Source organism: Acinetobacter sp. M5A5_2a, assembly GCF_053345265.1.
Genome location: NZ_JBKEZV010000004.1, coordinates 343,887 through 363,756, shown reverse-complemented (window position 1 = coordinate 363,756; position 19,870 = coordinate 343,887). Strand labels below are relative to the sequence as shown.

Here is a 19,870-nt window from a genome sequence, read left to right as displayed (position 1 = left end):
GACATGCAAATTCGATTATTTCATCTACAAAATTCACGCTCTCAACGCATTATTTGGTTTTTAGAAGAATTAGGACTCAATTATGAGCTCATTATTAAATACCATTCAGACGTAGACGAAAATAAAAACTCACCTCACCAATTATCAAAATTTCCTACTATCGAAATCATTGAACAAGGAGAGATTTCAATCTTAGCTGAAACCTCAGCTATCTTAGATTACTTATCTCATTTACACCCCCAATTGGGACAGAACAATTTATTAAGCCAACAGCTCCAAAATTTTTATTATTGGAAAAATTATTGTGAGGCGACATTCATTCCCGATTTGGTACTCAAACAAATCTTTCACCAAATTGTACAACGTACACCTTTTCCAATCCGTTTCATTCCTAAATTTTTAAAATATGGATTTGATCAAGGCTATCTCAATCAATCATTACAACGACAAATGAGCATGATTGATAAACATTTAGAGCACCAGTTATGGTTTGCTGGAGATCATTTGACTATTGCTGATATTTTGATGTGGTTCCCATTACTGGCTTGCTCACAAAATTACAGCCAGTTTAAACATATACAGCGTTATCTTGCCCAAATAGAAAACAGACCTGCCTTTAAAAATGCTTTAATTAAAGGCCAATGGTCTGCTTCTACATTTAACGCTTACTGGACTATTGCATGGTAATTAATTTACGCAGATTTACGGGAATTCACGCGACCTTTTACCACAGCTTTAATATTGCCTTTGGCATAATTAAAAAAGACGACTAGTGGTGAAAGTTTTGGATTTGGCTTTTTGCCTTTACCAATTGTCTTAAATTGAGCGGCATACCAAATAATTTCCATAATTGCCATTTTGTCGACAAAAGGTAGGCCTGTTTTAATTGGTTTTACTGCATAGCGTACGTCCTGCCCTGCAATTAAACGGTCTGTTAAATCAGTCTCAACTGCAAGAGGACGCGCAATACCAATAAAATCACAAGCCCCACTTGCGAGTGCTGCATTCATCCCTTCTACAGTACGGAATCCACCTGTCACCATGAGTTTACATTTAACATGTTGGCGGATCTTTTCAGCAAAATCTAAGAAATAAGCTTCACGCGCAATTGTACTTGTCTTGCGCTTGTCAGCTTTAGCCCCAGCCATGGCAGGTGCTTCATAGGTGCCGCCTGAAATCTCAATCAAATCAATGCCAGCTTCATCGATCGCTTTAAATACTGAAATCACATCTTCTTCAGTAATTCCACCACGTTGGAAATCAGCAGAGTTCAGTTTGACTGAAATAATAAAATTCTCGGAAGTTGCTTCGCGAACAGCCTTATAAACTTCTAATAAAAAGCGTGTACGGTTTTCAACAGAACCACCCCATTGGTCGGTACGCTTATTCGTTAAAGGCGATAAGAACTGACTAATCAAATACCCATGCGCACCGTGTAATTGCACTCCTTCAAAACCTGCTTTTTCACAAATACGAGCAGCGGTTGCAAATCGATTAATGATATCTAGAATTTCATCATGAGCCAGTTCACGTGGCGTTCCAAACATAGTCGCTAAAGCTGGGCTAAATGGTACTGCTGACGGCGCGACAGTCTCTTTATTTAATCCTTTTGGACACTGACGCCCCGGGTGGGACAATTGGATTAACTGCACCATTCCATATTTCTTACCTAATGCTGCCCACTCTTTTAAGCGCTCTAAATCCCGTTCGGTTTCAATAACAACAACACCGGGTTCATTTTTTGCACCCACATTGACCATGACGTTGCCTGTGATTGCACAGCCAAGCCCACCTTTTGCCCACGCCCCATATAAGCCTAAATGTAAGTCATTTGGTTGACCTTCATGATTTGCAAGCGCCTCACTCATTGCACCTTTAATAATTCGGTTTTTGAATGTGGTATTGCGAATTGTGATGGGTTGAGCAATCTGGTTCATGGTTAACCTCTTTTTAGTTTTTAGAGCAATTACTCTAATTTAGACGAGTTATAGGGCATGTCAAGTCATAATCGATAACTGACAATAGCATATGTCAATTTTAAAGAATATAAAAATATGCAACTTTTTGCATAAAATCAAAAAATAAACTATTCCATTTAAAAACAATTATTTAATAATTTATTTTAAAAGTTTGCTTTAATTAATTGTCTTGTATATTCAGTTTTAGGCTTAGAAAACAACAGTTCGGTTTTCTGATATTCAACAACTTGTGCATGGCGCAATACCATGACTTTATGGCATAACGATTTGACTATATTTAGATCATGGCTAATAAAGATATAGCTCAAATGTTCAGTTTTCTGTAATTGTCGTAAAAGCTTAATGATAGCTTTTTGTGTAGTTCGGTCTAATGCTGAAGTCGGTTCATCCAAAATTAAAAGTTTAGGCTGAACCACTAAAGCTCTTGCCAAAGCAACCCGTTGACGTTGGCCACCTGAGAGTTCGTGTGGGTAACGATGTTGAAAATCTTCAGGCAGTTCAACCTTATTAAGAACAGATTTAACTTGTTCTTGAATCTGACTGTTCAATACTTCTTTTACTTTTAAACCTTCAGCAATAATCTGCCCCACCGTCATTCGGGGGTTCAAACTACCAAAAGGGTCTTGGAATACAAGTTGAAAATCAGATCTCGCCAAACGTAAAGCTTTGGGAGCCAACTGATTCAAATCTTGTCCTAAAAAATTAATCCGCCCTTCACTTTTAATGAGCCGTACTAAAGCCAGAGCCAAAGATGACTTTCCAGCGCCACTTTCCCCAACGACCCCAAGTGATTCACCTTGAGCAAGATCAAAACTTAAACCTTCTATTGCAGTCACATAGCCCTGAACGCGATTGAAAATACCTTTTCTAATTGGGAATTGCACGCTAAGCTGCTGAACGGACAAAACATTATTTTCTATTTCAAGAGATGCTGCATTTCCAAAATCATGTTCTAATAATTGCTGTGTATAAGCGGTTTTAGGATTTTCAAAAATCTGGCTAAGCTCACCTTGCTCTACAACACGCCCACTTTGCAATACAACCAGTTCATCGGCATATTGACGTACCAAATTTAGGTCATGGCTAATTAAAATAAGTGCCATTCCATATTTTGATTGTAAAGATTTTAATAGTTCTAAAATCTGGATCTGTAAAATTACATCAAGTGCTGTAGTCGGCTCATCAGCAATCAAAAGTCTGGGTTGCAGTGCCAATGTCATGGCAATCATGACACGTTGCCTTTGACCGCCAGAAAGCTCATGCGGATAACGTTTTAAAATCTGTTCTGGCTCACTAATTCCTACATCTGTAAGTAACTCAATGACTTGTTGTCGAACATCCTTTTTACTCAAACCTAATAAAAGAAGGTTTTCACCCACAATCTTTTCAACCTGATGTAGTGGATTTAAAGCCGTAGCAGGTTCTTGAAAAATCATTGCAATTTGTCGACCACGCACATTGGATTGAGCTTTTTCATCTAGCTCAAGAATATTTTGAGGGCCAATCCAAACACGACCTGTTATTTCTAATTTTTCTTGTAGTAACCCCATGATTGCTAAACAGCTAAGTGATTTACCAGAGCCACTTTGCCCAACAATAGCCAGTGTTTCTTTAGCAAACAGCTCAAAATTCAAATCTTCTAATAAAACCTTTTGATCTTTAGTTTGAATCGAAAGATGTTCAACCTTCAACAATGCAGGAGTAACATTTGTATTATTTTCTTGGGTCAAAAGCATCACGAGCAGCCTCCCCAATATAAATTAAAAGTGAAAGAACAATAGCCAGACTAAAAAAACCTGAAATCGCTAGCCATGGTGCATCTAAATTATTTTTACCTTGGAGCAATAACTCCCCTAACGATGCTGCATCGGGTGGTAAGCCATAGCCTAAAAAATCAAGAGCAGTTAAGGCACTAATATTAGTTGTTAAAATGAATGGCAATTGGGACAAGCTCGAACTGATTGCATTCGGCAAAATATGCTTAAAAATAATAACGCGATCAGTCACTCCCAAAACTTGGGCTGCACGAACATAATCAAGCTGGCGAGCTTTTAAAAACTCTGCCCTGACAATCCCCACTAAAACTGTCCAGCCAAAAAATAACATAATGAAAAATAGCCAATATACATTGGGTACAAACATGCCGACCAAAATCATGACCATAAAAAGCATGGGTAAGCCATTCCAGACTTCAACCAAACGTTGTCCCAATAAATCTACCCAACCGCCATAGTAACCTTGAATAGCCCCCACAGTAATGCCAAACAAAGCAGAACAAAAGGTTAAGGCCAAACCAAAAAGTAAAGATACTCTTAAACCATAAAGAATACGGGCCAAAACATCCCTTCCCTGATCATCAGTTCCTAACCAGTTCTGCTTAGAGGGTGGTGATGGCACAGGAACTGCTAAATCTAAATTGGGAGTTTGATATGAAAATTGAATGAGCGGCCAGACTGCCCATCCTTGAGCATGAATAAGTTCTTGCACAGCCGGATCTTTATAATCTGCTTCTGTTTCAAACATGCCACCAAACGTCGTTTCTGGATATGTCTTAAACATGGGGAAATAATAGGAATCGTCATACTTCACCAGTAAGGGCTTATCGTTAGCAATCAACTCCGCAGCTAATGAGAAAATCAAAATTAGACTAAATAAAATAAAGCTAGCCCAACCTAATTTATGTTGTCTAAAACGTTGTAATCGTGTCCGCACAATCAAAGACATTATTTGCCTCCTTGTGCGTCAAAGTGAACCCGAGGATCAATCCATTGGTACAGCACATCACAAATGAGACGTAAGATTAGACTAAATAAAGTAAAGAAAAATAGGACACCAAAAATAACAGGATAGTCCCGCTGGACAATGGCTTCAAAGCCCAATAAGCCCACACCATCTAAATGAAAAATAATTTCTACAAAGAGATTACCCACAAAGAAAATACCCGCTAGCACTTCTGGCAACCCTGCGAGTACGACTAAAATAGCATTACGAAATACATGCTTATATAAGACTTGCTGGCTATTCAATCCTTTTGCATAAGCAGCTAAAACATAGGGTTTATTGAGTTCTTCTAAAAACGAATATTTGGTTAAATACGTTAAACTGGCAAAACCGCCTAATACCATCGTAATAAGTGGCAAAGTCATATGCCATAAATAGTCGGTAACTTTACCCCAAAGACTGAGTTGATGAAAATTATCTGACACAAGATTTTGTAATGGAAACCATTGAAAATAAGAGCCACCTGCAAAAAAAACCACAAGCAAAATAGCGAATACAAAACTTGGTACAGCATATCCCACCACAAGTACTAACGAAGTGGAGCGATCAAACCATGAACCTTGCTGTCTTGCCTTCTTAATACCAAGCGGAATAGAAATTAAATAAATCAGAAAAGTACTTACCAGCCCAAGCGAAATAGAAACAGGCATTTTGTCCCACAGCAATTGCACGACTGGTTTATCTTTAAAAAAACTCTGTCCAAAATCTAAAGTTAAATAGCCTTTTAACATTAGAAAAAAACGTTCAGGAGCAGAACGATCAAAGCCATACTGCGCCTTAATTTGTTCAACCATTTCAGGGCTTAAACCTTGAGCACCTTGATAATAAGTGTCTGCACTTAATGCACGTCCAATTCCCAAATCACCTTCAGCTTGATGTATTGCTTGCTCAACTGGCCCACCTGGCGCAATTTGCACAACCACAAAGTTAATCAATAAAATGAAAAACAAAGTGGGAATCATTAAAAGAAGTCGCTTGAGAATATATGAACCCATATAACAGGATTTCCTTTATGGCAGGTGCTTTTTATTGTTGATGTAAATATTTGGCAACTTTTTTGGCTTTATTTGCATCACTCCACCAATAATCTATTCCAGACGAAAGTGCTGGTTTAATTTTAGGTTGTTGATACATATTCCAATAAGCATACCAGTTTTCACCTTTACCATAGGTCGGAATTTGATAATAACCAGCCCTCAGTAATCGATCGAGAATACGAGTATAAATAATCTGTTGTTCACGACTTTTACTTGCAACAAGTTTTGAAATCACTTGATCAATTACGGGATTGCGAATTCCCGCATAATTGTAATTTCCATCCTGCGCTGCGGCGATGCTCCCCCAAAACTGAGTCTGCTCATTGCCCGGATTGAGAGATTGCGGCAGATTCATTGTGGTCATATCAAAATCATAACGACGAGTCCTTTCTAAATATTGCGGAGCATCGACCTGACGCAAATTAACTGCAATACCTAACTTTTTTAGGTTACGAATAAAAGGTAAAAGTGTTCGTTGTTTACCATCTTGCTGAATTAAGAACTCAAGCTGAACTTTTTTGCCTTCTGGCGTAAATAATTGCCCTTCTTTAACTTTATAACCAGCCTGTATGAGTAATTGTCTGGCTGTTAACAAGTTCTGACGGTTGAACCCACTTGCATCCGACACTGGATATTTCCATTCAGCTAAAACACCTTGTTGCATGAGTGGAGATAACTTAGGCAATAACGGTTTTAACAACTCTAATTCAGTTTTTGAAGGTCGACCCGTTGCTGCTAATTCACTATTTTCAAAATAACTTTGTAGGCGCTGATATTGTCCATAAAACAAAGCTTTATTTTGCCATTCAAAGTCATAGGCATAGGTTAAAGCTTGTCTAAAACGAATATCATTTAAAGGTTTTCGTCTGGTGTTAAAAACATAACTTTCAGTGGCAATCGGGTTATGGTGACGAAATTTATATTGAGTAACCAACCCTGCTTTTACGGCTGGAAAACGGTAATCTGTTACCCATTTTTTAGGATTGTTTTCTTCGTGCAAAGTGTATTGCCCAGATTTAAACCCTTCAAAAGCAATATCCCAATTTCGATAATAGACATATTTTAAACGATCAAAATTATAGCGCCCCTTATTAATAGGCAAATCTTTTGCCCAGTAATTCGGATTTCTTTTATAACTAATGCTTCTACCTGCATCAACTCGTTCAACCACATAAGGTCCCGAGCCAACAATTGGTTGTAGAGTAATTCGGGAAAAATCTTTTTTTTGCCAATCTGTTTTTGAATAAATCGGCAAGGTTGCCAAAATGAAAGGCATTTTAGGATTATGTGTAGACTTAAAACTAAACTTTACTTGATGGGCATTTATTACTTCTGTTTTTGCCAAATCAGCAAGGTACATTTGCAAACCTAAATTTGACTTAGTCTGATATGCATCAAAACTAAATTTAACATCTGCCGCAGTGACTGGCTGTCCATTACTAAAACGCGCCTTAGGGGTTAAATAGAAAGTAACAGACTGCGTTTTTTCTGGATCATAAGTAACTTTCTCTGCCAAAAGAGGATATAAAACCCCGACCTCATCTAGCGATTGTGTCATTAATGTATCAAAAAGATAATTAACGCCTTCTGTCGCATTCCCCTTACCATTCATACTATTGAGGTTATCAAAAGTTCCTTGAGCCGCCTGACTTAACAAGCCACCTTTAGGTGCATTAGGGTTTGCATATGGCATAGCCAGCATTCCTAAATATTTAGGCTTGGAATGAATCGCTATATATGTGGTGGTTTGCTGTGCAGAAAAAACAGCATGAGAAACGGCACTGAGCCCGACTAGCAGGCTCAGTTGAAAATATGACTTATGCATAAGTTACTAATTATTTTATAAATTAGGCACTTTAATGACATCACCAATGCGAAGCTGAGTAGACGGCGTCAAATCATTCAGTTCAGCCAATAAATTGGTTTCTAAACCATATTTGCTGGCAAGGCCAATTAACGTATCACCACGCTTCACTTTGTATTCCACAACAGTTTTTGGAATCACAATATTTTGACCACGCTGTAAATTAGCACTCGCTTTTAATGCATTCATTTCAGCCAGTTCACGCACTGAAATACCCGCACGGCTCGCAATACTATTTAAAGACTCACCAGATTTAACAGTATATCTTTCAGTGTTTTTACCAGCCGCAACTGTTTTAGTTGAAGACTTGGTATCAACTTTAGCTGTTTCTACTGTAGGCACATCACCTGTTAGCTTTAAACGTTGCCCTACACGAACACTACTGTTACGTGAAAGACCATTCAATGCAGCAAGATAATCCAACTGTAAGTGGTAACGGTTAGCAATATTACCTAAGCTATCACCAGATTTAACTGTGTAGTTCTCAGGTGTTTCTTCTTTAGTATTTTTAGAAGGTTTACTTGGTGCTTCTTCAACTGTACCTGTGAGTTTTAAACGTTGACCCGCACGTAGTCCTGCCGTACGAGACAAACCATTTAAGTCAGCCAAATAGCCTGTTTGTAAGTTATATTTACTAGCAATAGCATTTAGACTATCCCCAGACTGTACAACGTATTGTTCTGGAACAGTATTAGTAGCAGGTACTTTTAAAGTTTGCCCAAGCTGTACATGACTACTCGCTTTTAAGTTATTTAATTCGGCTAACTCAGCTAAGCTAATTTTTGATTTAGTTGCAATACTCGATAAAGTATCACCACGCTGTACTTTATAGCCTTCTGTTTTATAAGAAACACTTAGCGTCGCTTTCTCAGATTTACTAGCAGTCTTAGTTTCAGCAACTTCATCTACAGAAATATCTTGTGTAGGCACATTAATTTTTTGGCCTGCCATCAAGTTACTGCCCGCAGTTAAACCTGGAGTTAATTCAGCAAGTTCCTGATTAGAGAGCGCATAACGATCTGCAATCAATTTAAGGTATTCACCGCGCTTCACAGTATAACTTTTAGTTGCAATGCGTCGTGCATTTGCTTGAACTACTTTTGGTTCTGTTTTAGCAGTTGAGCGGCTATTCTTCGGCTCTTTTAGCTGTAGTTTTTGCCCAACAAACAAACCATCGGTCACTGATAAATCGTTATATTCAGCTAATTGCTTTACTGACAAATTAAACTGGTTAGCGACACCGCTTAAGCTATCATTGGCTTGAACCACATACACATCTGGTTTAGCCGTACTTTTCGAAGTACTTTGAGTTTCTTGTGGTCTAGCATCATAAAGATAAAGACTAGTTCCTACAAACAAAGTCTTTTCTGGATCAATCTGGTTCCACTTAGCAACATCACGCCAGTTCACACCATTCTTCATGGCAATAACTGCTAAAGTATCGCCGGGTTGAATTGTATAAGTACTACGCTTACCTTTAGGCTGTACAACTACGACATCAGTATCAGTTTTGATATAAGGCTTATCTTTATTACGTTGTCCATCTTCAGAGTTAGCTACAGTCGCATCTTCAGCTAAAGTTTTTGGATAAGCAAAACCTCTACTTACCTCTTTACCTTGTTGCTCTGCAACTGACTGGCTCGTCTGAATTGCGGTTAACCTAATTTTGCCATCATAAGGATCGACAATTTCAGTTCCTTGCGGTGCAATTGCTTTTAATTCAGCAACGACTTGATCTTTCTCGGCTTGAGTTGCTTGCGGTTGTAAAGCTTGATCTACAGTTTCTTTTGCGCCTTCAGCACGAACTGCAGCTAAAATCTTTTCACGTTCAGAAGCCGAAATTGGGGGCTCCATCTTAACAGGCTGCTTAATGTTAGCTGCATTTGTTACAGCTACAGGAATACGCGGCGCACTCGGTACATCTGCCGATGCGGCAAAGGCAGCTAACGCATCGGAACCACGTGGTGTAGATTTTGAAGGAGTTGAACTGGTCTTCACTGGCGAAGAAGGTTTAACTGGCTGAACTTGCGTTTTAGGAGTTGTTCTTGTTGTTACTGAAGTAGAAGGACTAACCGTAGGTGTAGACGGTGACGTTACATTTGCCCACCAACCTGAGCTACCACCCGATTTTGTTCCTCTTAATTTATTATCAATTGAAGGACTTAAATCTGCTGGAATCAAAATACGCATTGGACTCGCAGGGTCTACTGCTTCACCACGATATCCCGGGTTCAATGCATAAAGTTCTGCACGGCTTAATCCTGCTGTAGAAGCAATTTCATTTAACGTTAAAGGTGCTGATAAAGTCACTTCACGGAAATGGGGTCTATTTGCAATAGGTGGTAGTTCTACGCCATAAGCCTTTGGATTTTTAATAATTTGAGCAACAGCTAAGAAACGTGGAACATAGTTCATCGTTTCTTGAGGTAATTTTAATGACCAATAGTCAGTCGGTAAACCCGCAGCTTGGTTACGGTTAATCGCCTGTTGAATACGTCCCGGGCCAGCATTATAGGCCGCCAAAGCAAGTTCCCAAGAACCAAATTGATTATAGAGGCTTCCTAAAAATTCATAAGCTGCGCGAGTCGACTCAACCACATCGCGACGCCCATCATACATACCTGTTTGCTTTAAGCCATAAATACGACCAGTGCTTGGAATGAACTGCCATAGCCCTGCTGCTGCTGCACTACTTGTTGCAGCTGGGTCATAAGAGCTTTCAATTACCGGTAATAATGCGAGTTCTGTCGGTAATCCACGGCGTTCTGCTTCTTTCACAGTATGGTACAAATAACGGCTGGCACGAGCACTTAAACGATCAAGGTAAGGCTGACGAGAAATAAACCAGCTACGCTGAGCTTCAATACGTGAATCCCAATGATTCAAGTCCATTTTGAAACCAACAGACATACGCTTCCAGACATCACCATGCTTTAAAATAAGCAGACGATCACCTTCTACAGCACGCATATCGGTTGCTGAAAGTAAGTCTTCCAAAGAGTCAAGACTACTTGCATCTAAATAACCTGCACCACTCACCTGTTTCGATTTAGAGGTTTTTGCAGATTGCGGAGTCGATGAACAGCCTGTTGTAATACCCAACGCAGCTAAAGCAGAGCTAAGTACGGTAATTTTGAACAATGATGCCGCAGATGGCTGCCACACAAATGTGGTTGGTTTATACATAAAAACTTCCAAACAACTCGCGTAATATTTTTTGGGGTCTGGCCACAAACCCTAGGTCTTCGATGCCATTGTATTAAAGCGTGCAAGATAGACAAGGCAATAATTTGATGTCATTTGCATGGAAATGTTACAAGAAATTAAAAAAACCTTGCTTTGTTACGATGGAACCGAACTTTTTGCGTATACAATACACCATATTCAGTTCTTTTTCTTTTAGTTTAGGTTTCGATTTATGTCTCAAACAATCACACTGTATGTTGATGGTGCATGTCGTGGCAATCCGGGTTTAGGTGGTTGGGGCGCATATGTCATTACCGAGCAGGGTGAACATAAATTATTTGGCGGTGAACCGGATACAACCAATAACCGCATGGAGCTCACTGCTGCGATTGAAGGCGTTTCATTTTGCCCAACCGATGCTCATTTAATTATCTGGACAGATTCAAATTATGTGAAGCAAGGGATTACTGAATGGATTCATGGCTGGAAAAAGAAAAACTGGAAGGATGTAAAAAATCCTGACCTTTGGCAAAAATTAGATGCCGTCTGTGCCGGTCGAAATATTGAATGGCATTGGATTAAAGGCCATGCTGGACATGCAGGCAACGAAATGGCCGATGAGCTTGCAAATATCGGAGCTGATCAAACTGCCCTGCAAAAAAAAACAGTTCAAGCGACTGCCCTGCAAGATATAAAAAAGCCTGAAGAGGATTGGTTGCTTGATGACCCTTTTGGGTTTGATATGGCAGAAGTAACCGAAGAAGATAATATTGATCTTGAACAGTCCGAAGAAGTTGAGATGATTATTGTGGAAGAAGAAGTTATTGAAGTTGAAGTTGCTGAGCCAGAAAGTAAGCAACCAATTAATAATATTCATCCTCAAGTTGTTGTGACCGAAGCCAAATTACAATTACAAGGGCCTCGACAACTGATTCTTGATACAGAAACCACTGGTTTCTATTTCCAAGATGGTGACCGCATTATTGAAGTCGGCGCCATTGAAATGATTAACCGAAAACTCACCGGTAGCTCGATTCATATTTATATTAACCCGCAAAAACCAGTGGGCGATTCAGAAAATATCCATGGTATCAGTGATAATTTCTTAAAAGATAAACCGCTCTATGCAGACATTGCCGATACGCTCTTTGATTATCTAAAAGGCGCAGAGATTATTGCCCACAACGCGACCTTCGATATGAACTTCCTTGATATGGAGTTTAGACGCGCAGGCCTTCCTGCGCTTTCCGAAGTATGCGAGGTAACAGATACTTTAGCTTTAGCGAAAAGCAAACATCCTGGACAAAAAAACTCACTTGATGCCCTCGTAAGACGTTATGAAATTCCAGCACGTGATCGTACTTTCCACGGTGCATTACTCGATGCTGAAATTCTTTCAGATGTTTACCTAGCAATGACAGGTGGGCAGGTTTCTTTTGATATAGATGCCTTATCTCAAAGTGAAAATAGCCTGAACACAGCAAATAAAACCAGAGTTCAAATTGAACTACCTGTTATTCTTCCTTCCGAAGAAGAGCTAAATAGACATGAGACTTGGGTCAAAGAATTTGAGAAAAAGCATGGAGAACCTTGCCTTTTTGCAAAATAAATTTTTGATTCTTTAGCGTTTTTCGCTTTTCCCCTTTGTAAGTTAAGTTATATTAGTCACATAGATTTTTAGCTCAAATTACCGAGCACTACGAATATAACAATTGATTTTTTTGCAAAGGGGAACGTTTATGTCTGAGCATACTTCGATTCATTTCGATCCAACAGCTTTACTCATCATTAAACATGAAATTGATCGTTCAATAAAACTGGTTGAAGGCGCAGTAAGTACTTTAATTGAGGAACAAACACTCCCTTTCGGTATTGATGATGCATTAGAACAATTTAAGCAATGTACTCAAGTCCTCCGTTTAATTGATATCCCCTATCTTGCAAAAATCACTCAATATTCAACTGAGCTGATGCAAAAAATTATTGCGAAGCCAACGCAAATTAACACCAACGATGTCGTTGCACTGAGTGAAGGCACGACCATGGTAAAACGGTATATTGAGTTTATCTGTTTACGTGAATTACAAGTACCTCAGTTCCTTCTTAATACCTTAAACAATTTAGAATTAGCTTTAAATAAACCACTGACATCTTCTGGACAAGCAATTGCTCCTTTACTTGCAAATACTGCGCTTGAACTCCCATTACCAGAAGTATTCATTAATGAAAAAACTCAGTTTATCCATCAACTCTATAAGCTATCTCTACATCAATTTTTAAACAAGACAGAAGCTAATCATAATTTTCAAGCTTTTAAACTTATTGGTACCTATTTGGTCAGCATGGCAAACCATCAGCCAAGCCAACAATATTGGCAACTCGTAAATTATGCTTTCGGTCATATTGATAACCTGTTTTTAAATGATTCACGCCTACGTGTACTCATTAATATTGAAAGTTATATTGATCAGTTCTTAGCAAGTCCTGAAACTTTTAAGCCTGATTTGGCTGCACTTGCAGATATTTTAAGTATAGTTATCGCTCAAGAAGATGAGGTTGCTCACCATATTCGCAACCAACTCCATATCGGTGAAGAAATACCTACAGACACTCAATTGCTCGTTTTAAGCCGTCATCTTTATGGGCCTGACTTTGATACTATGCACACAGTCAGCCAATTAATATTGAGCGAAATGAACAAAGTGCGTAATGATATTGAATATAACTATCAAAATATGTCGACTGAAAAAGCACAACAATTACAAACGAGCCTTTTGCAATTAGCCTATACATTTAAACTGCTTAATCTTGATGAAGCTGCATCTGAACTATCTCAACAAGCAAATAGTTTAAGTCAGCTCAACATACTAAGTAATGAAAACTATGCTCAGCAGCTTATGGACAGCATTTTGTCTGCCATGAACTCAATTGGTATTTTGGTACGCCAATATACGTCTAGTCGTTTACAGCTTAATGTGAATAATACAAATATTTCTTTAGATCGTCTTGATGAGGCACATCAAGCCTTACTCACCGAGACAAAAAATTTAATTGATTTCATTTGTCAGAGTCTTACGTTGTATGCAAATGATCAGACACAAAATATTGAAGCAATTGCAGGTTCATTAAAAGAGCTAGCTGGCGCAGCCGAATTTCTAGGAAGTACAATTCAACAAGATGCTTTACTTCAAACTGCTCAATTTGTTCAACAACAACTTGAACAAAACCAGCCGTTTAATACAGACCAAATTCACTGTATTTTTAATGTATTAGCAGGCCTTGACATGTTGGTTGACAATTTAAAAAATAAACAACCTGTTCTACAATCCATGTTTAATGTAGCATTGTCGAGTAGTCAACAACTTCAAAAAAAGGCAGCTTAATGTCTGAATTATCACTTGCTTATATTTTCCATCATCAACAATTACTGGTTGATCAAAACCTTCAACTACCCAAAGTCGAAAAGTTAGCAAGTGATTTACTTTTCACTCATGATGAGCAGGTCATTGCACGTGACTTGCTTGCTGAGGAAACTATACCAGAAGGCTTACAACTGGTTCCAATTCGCCAACTCATTACAAGTTGGTCGAAAGAACAGTTTTTGCAAGCGAGCCGTGCTGTACAGTTACTTGAATGGCGACGCAATCATAAGTTTTGTAGTCACTGCGGACACCCGACAGAAGTTCATCCAACTGAATATGCAATGGTGTGCCCTTCTTGTCGCTATCACCAATATCCTCGTGTAAACCCGTGCATTATTACCGTCATTACTCGAGGTGATGATGAAATCTTACTGGCGAAGTCAGTCCACAATAAAACCAATATGTATGGTTTGATTGCAGGTTTTGTTGAAGTTGGTGAAACTCTTGAAGAAGCGGTACAACGTGAAGCTTTTGAGGAAGTAGGCCTAAGACTCAAAAATGTTCAATATATGTCAAGTCAGCCTTGGCCTTTCCCAAGTAACCTTATGCTTGCGTTTAGAGCAGAATATGAGTCTGGTGAAATTAAGCTGCAAGAAGAAGAAATTGCAGATGCACAATTCTTCAAAATTGATCAATTACCTGAAATTCCATTTAAAGGTAGTATTGCTCATTCAATGATTATGCAGATTACCCAAGCTGGGTAATCTGTTGTGTTTTAAACGATATTCTCGTTTAAAACACTTCTTCAAGAAAATGTAAGATCGTTCTTTTAGTCCTGAAATAATGACTAATAAAACTAGAAAGGCTGGCCAAAATTGTAATATGTCCAGTTTTAGGAATCACGGCGATATGGCTGTGATTACCCTTCTCTCTAAGCGCTTGATCCATATCTAAAGTATTGTGTTTTTTTACAATCTGATCATTTTCAGCCATCAAAAGGTAATGTTTAATATTATTTTGATTAACGAAATAATATGGCATGACTTCTTTATAAGAGGTGCTTTGATCAAAAGCATCTTCGGCCAGTGGATCACCTTTATAGTCAAAATGATATGGGCCAGCTAAACCGATTATTGCCTTAATTTTCCCTAAACACTCAATTTTAGTTGAATCAGGGTGATAAACAGCAGACATCACATTAAATGCCCCTGCCGAATGCCCCATAAGTACAATATTTTCTGTAGAAATTTCCAATTTCCCTTGGTTTTGATGCAAATAATTCAATGCCTGAGTTAAGTCATCAACAAAACTTGGGAAAATATTTTTAGGTGCTAGCTGGTAGTTAATAACAGCAACGTCATAACCTTCTTTGGCAAATGTCTCACCAATAAAAAGATAATCTCGTTTATTACCATGCTGCCAAGCCCCGCCATGCACAAAAACAATGAGAGGCTGATGAGTTAGCTTTTTAACAGACCGGTAAACATCCAAACGGTGGCGAGGCTTTAGGCCATAACGAACATTTGGAACCTGTTCAAAACCATCTTTTGGCGTAAAACGGTTTAAAGCAAAACTCCCCAAATCATACAGGCGGAACTCTTTATAGAGAGTTCGCGCCTGTTCAATTTTGCTTTGTAGTTGTTCAATCAGATTCATATATTACTGTGCAGTCGAAGCAGGATCTGTTTGGTCAGGATCAATTGCAACAGGTGTTTGAACTGTTGGTTGAGCAATGACATTATTAATAATCGGTGTAGTTGTTGCACTACCTGTACTTGCGGCTGGCGCAGGCGCTAAATCAACGTTATCAATTAAAGTGACAATTTTGGTAACGTTACCGACGTTTTGTAAGACGCTATTTAAATCATTAATTTCAGCTGTATTTAAACGTCCCATTACATAAAGTACGCCATCTTCGGTATGTACCAGAACCTTACTATCAGAAACTACAGGTGCCTTCATTAAAAGAGCACGCGTATTTGCTGTTACACCTGCATCTTGCATGATGGTGTTATAGCTGACTTTGTTACCCACCGTAATATAGTTATGTACAGCTTTCACATCACTCATGGCTTTAAGATTGTCTTCTGCCAATTGTTTCAAGTACGGGTCTGGCACTTGGCCAGTTAATAAAACTGTACTATGGAAGCTTTCGATATTAATACGTGACTGCTTGAAACGTTGATCAAGTTTATAAATGTTGATATTGGCTGTACGTTTAATTGAAGAGTCAATGAATACTTGGCCTAGACTGCGGACACCGCTATCTGTGCCCACTGGAGCTGTGCCTGTTCCACCAGAAATAAAACTTGCGCAACCTGATAAACTTGCGACACAAAGCATTGTTACAGCAATACGTTTTAACACTCCACCAGACTCCTATCAATTTCTTGGCTTGATCATAAAGCATCAGACTTAAATTTGCTCAAAAGAGTAATGAACTCTTAATCCAAAGTAAATGCATTTTCGATCCATTGCAGATCATAATGGAATTTTGAAAAGTCATGCTGTACTGTTTTTGCAATTTTCTGTGGAAAATCAAAACAAATCACATCAAAACGACAATAAAAATCCTGATAAGATGGATAGCGCTGTAAAAAACGCATCGCAGTTTTGATAATTTTCTTCTGTTTTGTCCACGTTACCATTTCACAAGCTTGCCCATAATTTCCTATAGTGCGTGCTTTTACTTCAACAAAAACTAGCTCTTGCCCTCTTTTGACGATTAAATCAACTTCGCCACGGCGTGAATGGTAATTACTTGTGACCCACACATAGTTTTGGGCTTGTAAAAGGTTTAACGCAGTTTGCTCTGCCCATTTCCCCAACTGCTGTGCTAATAACATTTCTATTTCCCCAAATTAAAAAGTAGCTCTACATGTTTTTATGCGTAAGTTATTTTCTTAAATTCATCTACCATATTCAGATCTGAATTGAACAAATGAAAATCAGATCATTTTCAAAAAGCTCAAGCTAGCAGACATTGTTCACGCCCAAATCATAATTTCGGGTAAACTACCCCATTAAAATTGTTTATCTGTACGGAGTAAAACCAAATGAGTGCTCAGTTATTTGTTGTAGCCACCCCAATCGGGCACTTAGATGATATGACTTTCCGTGCAATTGATATTTTAAAATCAGTTTCTATTGTAGCTGCCGAAGATACTCGCCAATCAGCACAATTATTTAAGCACTATAATATATCGACTCAACTTACTGCATGTCATGACCATAATGAAAGCAATAAAATTGAGCAGTTAGTTCAAAAACTACTTGCTGGCGATAGCGTTGCTTTAATTAGTGATGCAGGTACACCGCTCATCAGTGACCCTGGTTTTAAGTTAGTTCGCGCGGCTCAAGAGCACGGCATTAGAGTCGTTCCTGTGCCGGGTGCGTGTGCAGCGATTGCTGCTTTAAGTGCTGTAGGTTTACCGAGTGATCGTTTTAGCTTTGAAGGTTTCCTTCCATCTCGAGCTTCACAACGTATTTCTCAATTAGAAAAACTAAAAAACGAAACACAGACCTTAATTTTTTATGAAGCACCTCATCGTATCTTAGAGTCTATTAAAGATATGGCTCAAGTATTTGGTGAAGACCGTCCTGTAGGGTTTGCACGTGAAATTACTAAAACCTTTGAAACCATCAAAAAAATGACCTTAAAAGATTTAGTCAGCTTCATTGAAAATGACCATAACCAAGAAAAAGGTGAAATTGTAGTTGTTGTAGGTGGTGCAGCTGCAAAAACAGATCTAGAGCAAGAAAAACTAGACGAGCTTTTAAAGCGTTTACTTCAGGACTTATCTGTTAAAGCAGCGTCTCAACTTGCAGCCGATTTAACAGGAATTAAGAAGAAAGTCGCTTATCAACGTGCGTTAGAGTTAACACAATCGTAATTTTTTAATTAAGCATGGTGATGACAAATAGTCTGTGTCATCACCATGACTAAATTTTGCATAATAGTATTAAAGATAAAAATAACTTCAAAATCAGAACAAACTTTATGGCTTTTAAAAGTACCTAAATTCTATCTCAATATGTATTTTGCTGACTCCACAATAGTCTCCGTCAGTGCATCCAACTGTTTAGACTGCCTTTTCCAATGATGCCAATACAACGGGATGTCGAGCTCTGCCTCAGGTATAACATCCACTAAAGTTCCATTGGTTAACAAAGATTGCACCTGTAGTTCTGGAACCATGCCATATCCTAAACCCAATTGAATCGCTTTCACAAAGGCATCTGTAGCTGGAATAAAACTGTAAGGATAGCTTTGCAAAGGCAACCCATAATGTTTCAGTAATACCTCTGAATGCATGAGATCTTTATGGTTAAAAATTACAGCTGGTGCCTTTCTTAAAGTTTCTCTGGTTACGCCATGTTTAAACCAATCAGCAGCAAATTCCGCCGAAGCCAACATTTTATAACGCATTTTTCCGAGTGGTTGAGCTAAACAACCTGACATGACCTGCTCTTCTGCCGAGATACAGGCATTGACCTGTCCTGTTTCTAATAAAGTATGTGTATGCGATTGGTCATCAATTTTTAGTTCTAATACTATTTTCTCTTTAAAAAGCGTTTGCTGAATGCTAGGTAAAAGCCAAGTGGCTAATGAATCTGCATTTGAAGCCAGAGCAATTTTATAGAACTCTGATTCAGATGATTTACCCATCAAACCTTGTAATAAGTTTTGCTCCATTAATCGTGTATGACGTAAATGCTCTAGTAGCGTTTGTCCAGCTTGCGTGAGTACACATGGGCGTCCGCGTATAATTAAAATTTGGCCTAAATACTTTTCTAAAGCCTGCACGCGTAAGGATACTGCCGAGGGAGTAATATATAAATGCTCACCTGCTGCATCAAAACTTCCAATTTCTGCTACTGCAAGAAAGGCTTCACATTGTTTGCTATCCAACATATCAAACCTAAATTTTTTTTAGCTAAACCTAAATATTCTTAATTTTACTTATTTTTTAATAAAAAGTCAGATAATTCTCACATCTGATTTTTTCACCTTACTGTTATGTTCTCTCTTAGTATATTTTTTAAAGGTTTCGGTATTGGTAGCGGGCTTATTGTAGCAATTGGTGCTCAAAATGCTTTTGTTTTAAAACAAGGGCTTAAACAGCAGTATGTATTTTGGCTATGTTTAATCTGTGCGCTTTCCGACTCGATTCTAATCGCTTTTGGTGTATTAGGTTTTGCCGAAATCATGACGGCCTCTCCTATTCTAATTACGGTAGCTAAATATTTAGGGGCAACATTCTTATTCGTCTACGGTGCGAAAGCATTCTATGCGGCCTTAAAAACCACTCAAAGCATGGAGCTTGATAGCAGCCAGAAACAGACTTTAACTCAAGCCCTAGTGACCTGTCTTGCCTTTACTTGGCTTAACCCACATGTCTATTTAGATACCATCGTTCTGATCGGTTCAGTTGCAACCCAGCTAGAAGACAAAGTTAGTTTTGCTTTGGGTAGCATTGTTGCCTCTTGGATTTTCTTTTTCAGTTTGGGCTATGGCGCAAGATTATTAAAACCATTATTTATCAATCCTAGAGCATGGAAAGTTTTAGATTTCATTATCGGTATTGTCATGTGGAGTATCGCAATATCGCTTCTCATCTAATGCATTCAAACAGTAAAAAGTACCATGTTTCAATGGTA

16 protein-coding genes are annotated in these 19,870 nt (G+C 38.5%); 6 read left to right on the top strand and 10 right to left on the bottom strand.

Translation table 11 applies throughout. The features are described 5' to 3' along the window. The first annotated feature begins 3 nt into the window (after window positions 1-3). Window positions 4-687 (top strand): glutathione binding-like protein, encoded by a 684-nt coding sequence (locus ACLBWE_RS08575; RefSeq protein ID WP_447602322.1) that lies wholly within the window; start codon window positions 4-6, stop codon window positions 685-687. A 5-nt stretch (window positions 688-692) separates the two neighbouring features. Here ACLBWE_RS08575 and ACLBWE_RS08570 read toward each other — a convergent pair whose 3' ends face one another. From ACLBWE_RS08570 to ACLBWE_RS08545, 6 genes are all read right to left on the bottom strand, one after another. After that, on the bottom strand, window positions 693-1,937 hold the full coding sequence (locus tag ACLBWE_RS08570) for an NADH:flavin oxidoreductase/NADH oxidase family protein (RefSeq protein WP_447602320.1): 1,245 nt from the start codon (window positions 1,935-1,937) through the stop codon (window positions 693-695). A gap of 185 nt (window positions 1,938-2,122) precedes the next feature. Further along, the gene (locus tag ACLBWE_RS08565; protein ID WP_447602318.1) at window positions 2,123-3,718 is read right to left on the bottom strand and encodes an ABC transporter ATP-binding protein; all 1,596 of its coding nucleotides are present in this window, start codon (window positions 3,716-3,718) and stop codon (window positions 2,123-2,125) included. Beyond that, window positions 3,693-4,703: an ABC transporter permease gene (locus ACLBWE_RS08560; RefSeq protein WP_447602316.1), complete on the bottom strand. Its 1,011-nt coding sequence runs from the start codon at window positions 4,701-4,703 to the stop codon at window positions 3,693-3,695. Before ACLBWE_RS08560 ends, ACLBWE_RS08565 begins: the two co-directional genes overlap by 26 nt. After that, window positions 4,703-5,755, bottom strand: a complete 1,053-nt coding sequence (locus ACLBWE_RS08555; protein WP_348950334.1) for a microcin C ABC transporter permease YejB — start codon at window positions 5,753-5,755, stop codon at window positions 4,703-4,705. The genes ACLBWE_RS08560 and ACLBWE_RS08555 overlap by 1 nt, the downstream gene beginning before the upstream one ends. A 31-nt stretch (window positions 5,756-5,786) precedes the next feature. Further along, window positions 5,787-7,622 carry an extracellular solute-binding protein gene (locus tag ACLBWE_RS08550; RefSeq protein WP_447602314.1) on the bottom strand — a complete coding sequence of 612 codons (1,836 nt, stop codon included), beginning with the start codon at window positions 7,620-7,622 and terminating at the stop codon, window positions 5,787-5,789. Between the two features lie 15 nt (window positions 7,623-7,637). After that, window positions 7,638-10,847 (bottom strand): lytic transglycosylase, encoded by a 3,210-nt coding sequence (locus ACLBWE_RS08545; RefSeq protein WP_348950330.1) that lies wholly within the window; start codon window positions 10,845-10,847, stop codon window positions 7,638-7,640. Window positions 10,848-11,079: 232 nt separating this feature from the next. On the opposite strand from ACLBWE_RS08545, the gene dnaQ reads away from it, so the two are divergent. The 3 genes from dnaQ (at window position 11,080) to nudC (ending at window position 14,973) form a co-directional block, all read left to right on the top strand. Then, window positions 11,080-12,456 carry a DNA polymerase III subunit epsilon gene (gene dnaQ / locus ACLBWE_RS08540; RefSeq protein ID WP_447602311.1) on the top strand — a complete coding sequence of 459 codons (1,377 nt, stop codon included), beginning with the start codon at window positions 11,080-11,082 and terminating at the stop codon, window positions 12,454-12,456. 130 nt (window positions 12,457-12,586) lie between these two features. Continuing rightward, window positions 12,587-14,230, top strand: coding sequence for a chemotaxis protein (locus tag ACLBWE_RS08535; protein WP_447602309.1), 1,644 nt, complete (start codon window positions 12,587-12,589; stop codon window positions 14,228-14,230). Next, window positions 14,230-14,973 carry an NAD(+) diphosphatase gene (nudC, locus tag ACLBWE_RS08530; RefSeq protein ID WP_447602307.1) on the top strand — a complete coding sequence of 248 codons (744 nt, stop codon included), beginning with the start codon at window positions 14,230-14,232 and terminating at the stop codon, window positions 14,971-14,973. Before ACLBWE_RS08535 ends, nudC begins: the two co-directional genes overlap by 1 nt. A gap of 28 nt (window positions 14,974-15,001) precedes the next feature. Here nudC and ACLBWE_RS08525 read toward each other — a convergent pair whose 3' ends face one another. The 3 genes from ACLBWE_RS08525 to ACLBWE_RS08515 all read right to left on the bottom strand — a co-directional run bounded on the left by ACLBWE_RS08525 (window position 15,002) and on the right by ACLBWE_RS08515 (window position 17,055). After that, a complete protein-coding gene (locus tag ACLBWE_RS08525; protein WP_004641862.1) occupies window positions 15,002-15,865 on the bottom strand; it encodes an alpha/beta hydrolase in 864 nt (287 codons plus the stop codon). Between the two features lie 3 nt (window positions 15,866-15,868). After that, window positions 15,869-16,576, bottom strand: a complete 708-nt coding sequence (locus ACLBWE_RS08520) for a BON domain-containing protein (RefSeq protein ID WP_003652832.1) — start codon at window positions 16,574-16,576, stop codon at window positions 15,869-15,871. Window positions 16,577-16,653: 77 nt separating this feature from the next. After that, window positions 16,654-17,055, bottom strand: a complete 402-nt coding sequence (locus tag ACLBWE_RS08515; RefSeq protein ID WP_003652834.1) for a YraN family protein — start codon at window positions 17,053-17,055, stop codon at window positions 16,654-16,656. A gap of 210 nt (window positions 17,056-17,265) precedes the next feature. On the opposite strand from ACLBWE_RS08515, the gene rsmI reads away from it, so the two are divergent. After that, window positions 17,266-18,102, top strand: coding sequence for a 16S rRNA (cytidine(1402)-2'-O)-methyltransferase (gene rsmI, locus ACLBWE_RS08510; protein WP_016138874.1), 837 nt, complete (start codon window positions 17,266-17,268; stop codon window positions 18,100-18,102). Between the two features lie 131 nt (window positions 18,103-18,233). Here rsmI and ACLBWE_RS08505 read toward each other — a convergent pair whose 3' ends face one another. Continuing rightward, complete coding sequence (locus ACLBWE_RS08505; protein ID WP_447602304.1) at window positions 18,234-19,124, bottom strand: LysR family transcriptional regulator ArgP; 891 nt, start codon at window positions 19,122-19,124, stop codon at window positions 18,234-18,236. Between the two features lie 105 nt (window positions 19,125-19,229). On the opposite strand from ACLBWE_RS08505, the gene ACLBWE_RS08500 reads away from it, so the two are divergent. Beyond that, window positions 19,230-19,832 (top strand): LysE/ArgO family amino acid transporter, encoded by a 603-nt coding sequence (locus ACLBWE_RS08500; protein WP_281835576.1) that lies wholly within the window; start codon window positions 19,230-19,232, stop codon window positions 19,830-19,832. The last annotated feature ends 38 nt before the right edge of the window (window positions 19,833-19,870 follow it).

What these genes read in the sequence shown, in the direction of transcription:
- ACLBWE_RS08500 (WP_281835576.1), top strand. Translation starts at nt 19,230, where the DNA reads ATGTTCTCTCTTAGTATATTTTTTAAAGGTTTCGGTATTGGTAGCGGG.
- ACLBWE_RS08525 (WP_004641862.1), bottom strand. Translation starts at nt 15,865, where the DNA reads ATGAATCTGATTGAACAACTACAAAGCAAAATTGAACAGGCGCGAACT.
- ACLBWE_RS08555 (WP_348950334.1), bottom strand. Translation starts at nt 5,755, where the DNA reads ATGGGTTCATATATTCTCAAGCGACTTCTTTTAATGATTCCCACTTTG.
- ACLBWE_RS08535 (WP_447602309.1), top strand. Translation starts at nt 12,587, where the DNA reads ATGTCTGAGCATACTTCGATTCATTTCGATCCAACAGCTTTACTCATC.
- ACLBWE_RS08505 (WP_447602304.1), bottom strand. Translation starts at nt 19,124, where the DNA reads ATGTTGGATAGCAAACAATGTGAAGCCTTTCTTGCAGTAGCAGAAATT.
- dnaQ (WP_447602311.1), top strand. Translation starts at nt 11,080, where the DNA reads ATGTCTCAAACAATCACACTGTATGTTGATGGTGCATGTCGTGGCAAT.
- nudC (WP_447602307.1), top strand. Translation starts at nt 14,230, where the DNA reads ATGTCTGAATTATCACTTGCTTATATTTTCCATCATCAACAATTACTG.
- ACLBWE_RS08515 (WP_003652834.1), bottom strand. Translation starts at nt 17,055, where the DNA reads ATGTTATTAGCACAGCAGTTGGGGAAATGGGCAGAGCAAACTGCGTTA.
- ACLBWE_RS08545 (WP_348950330.1), bottom strand. Translation starts at nt 10,847, where the DNA reads ATGTATAAACCAACCACATTTGTGTGGCAGCCATCTGCGGCATCATTG.
- ACLBWE_RS08560 (WP_447602316.1), bottom strand. Translation starts at nt 4,703, where the DNA reads ATGTCTTTGATTGTGCGGACACGATTACAACGTTTTAGACAACATAAA.
- ACLBWE_RS08570 (WP_447602320.1), bottom strand. Translation starts at nt 1,937, where the DNA reads ATGAACCAGATTGCTCAACCCATCACAATTCGCAATACCACATTCAAA.
- ACLBWE_RS08575 (WP_447602322.1), top strand. Translation starts at nt 4, where the DNA reads ATGCAAATTCGATTATTTCATCTACAAAATTCACGCTCTCAACGCATT.
- rsmI (WP_016138874.1), top strand. Translation starts at nt 17,266, where the DNA reads ATGAGTGCTCAGTTATTTGTTGTAGCCACCCCAATCGGGCACTTAGAT.
- ACLBWE_RS08550 (WP_447602314.1), bottom strand. Translation starts at nt 7,622, where the DNA reads ATGCATAAGTCATATTTTCAACTGAGCCTGCTAGTCGGGCTCAGTGCC.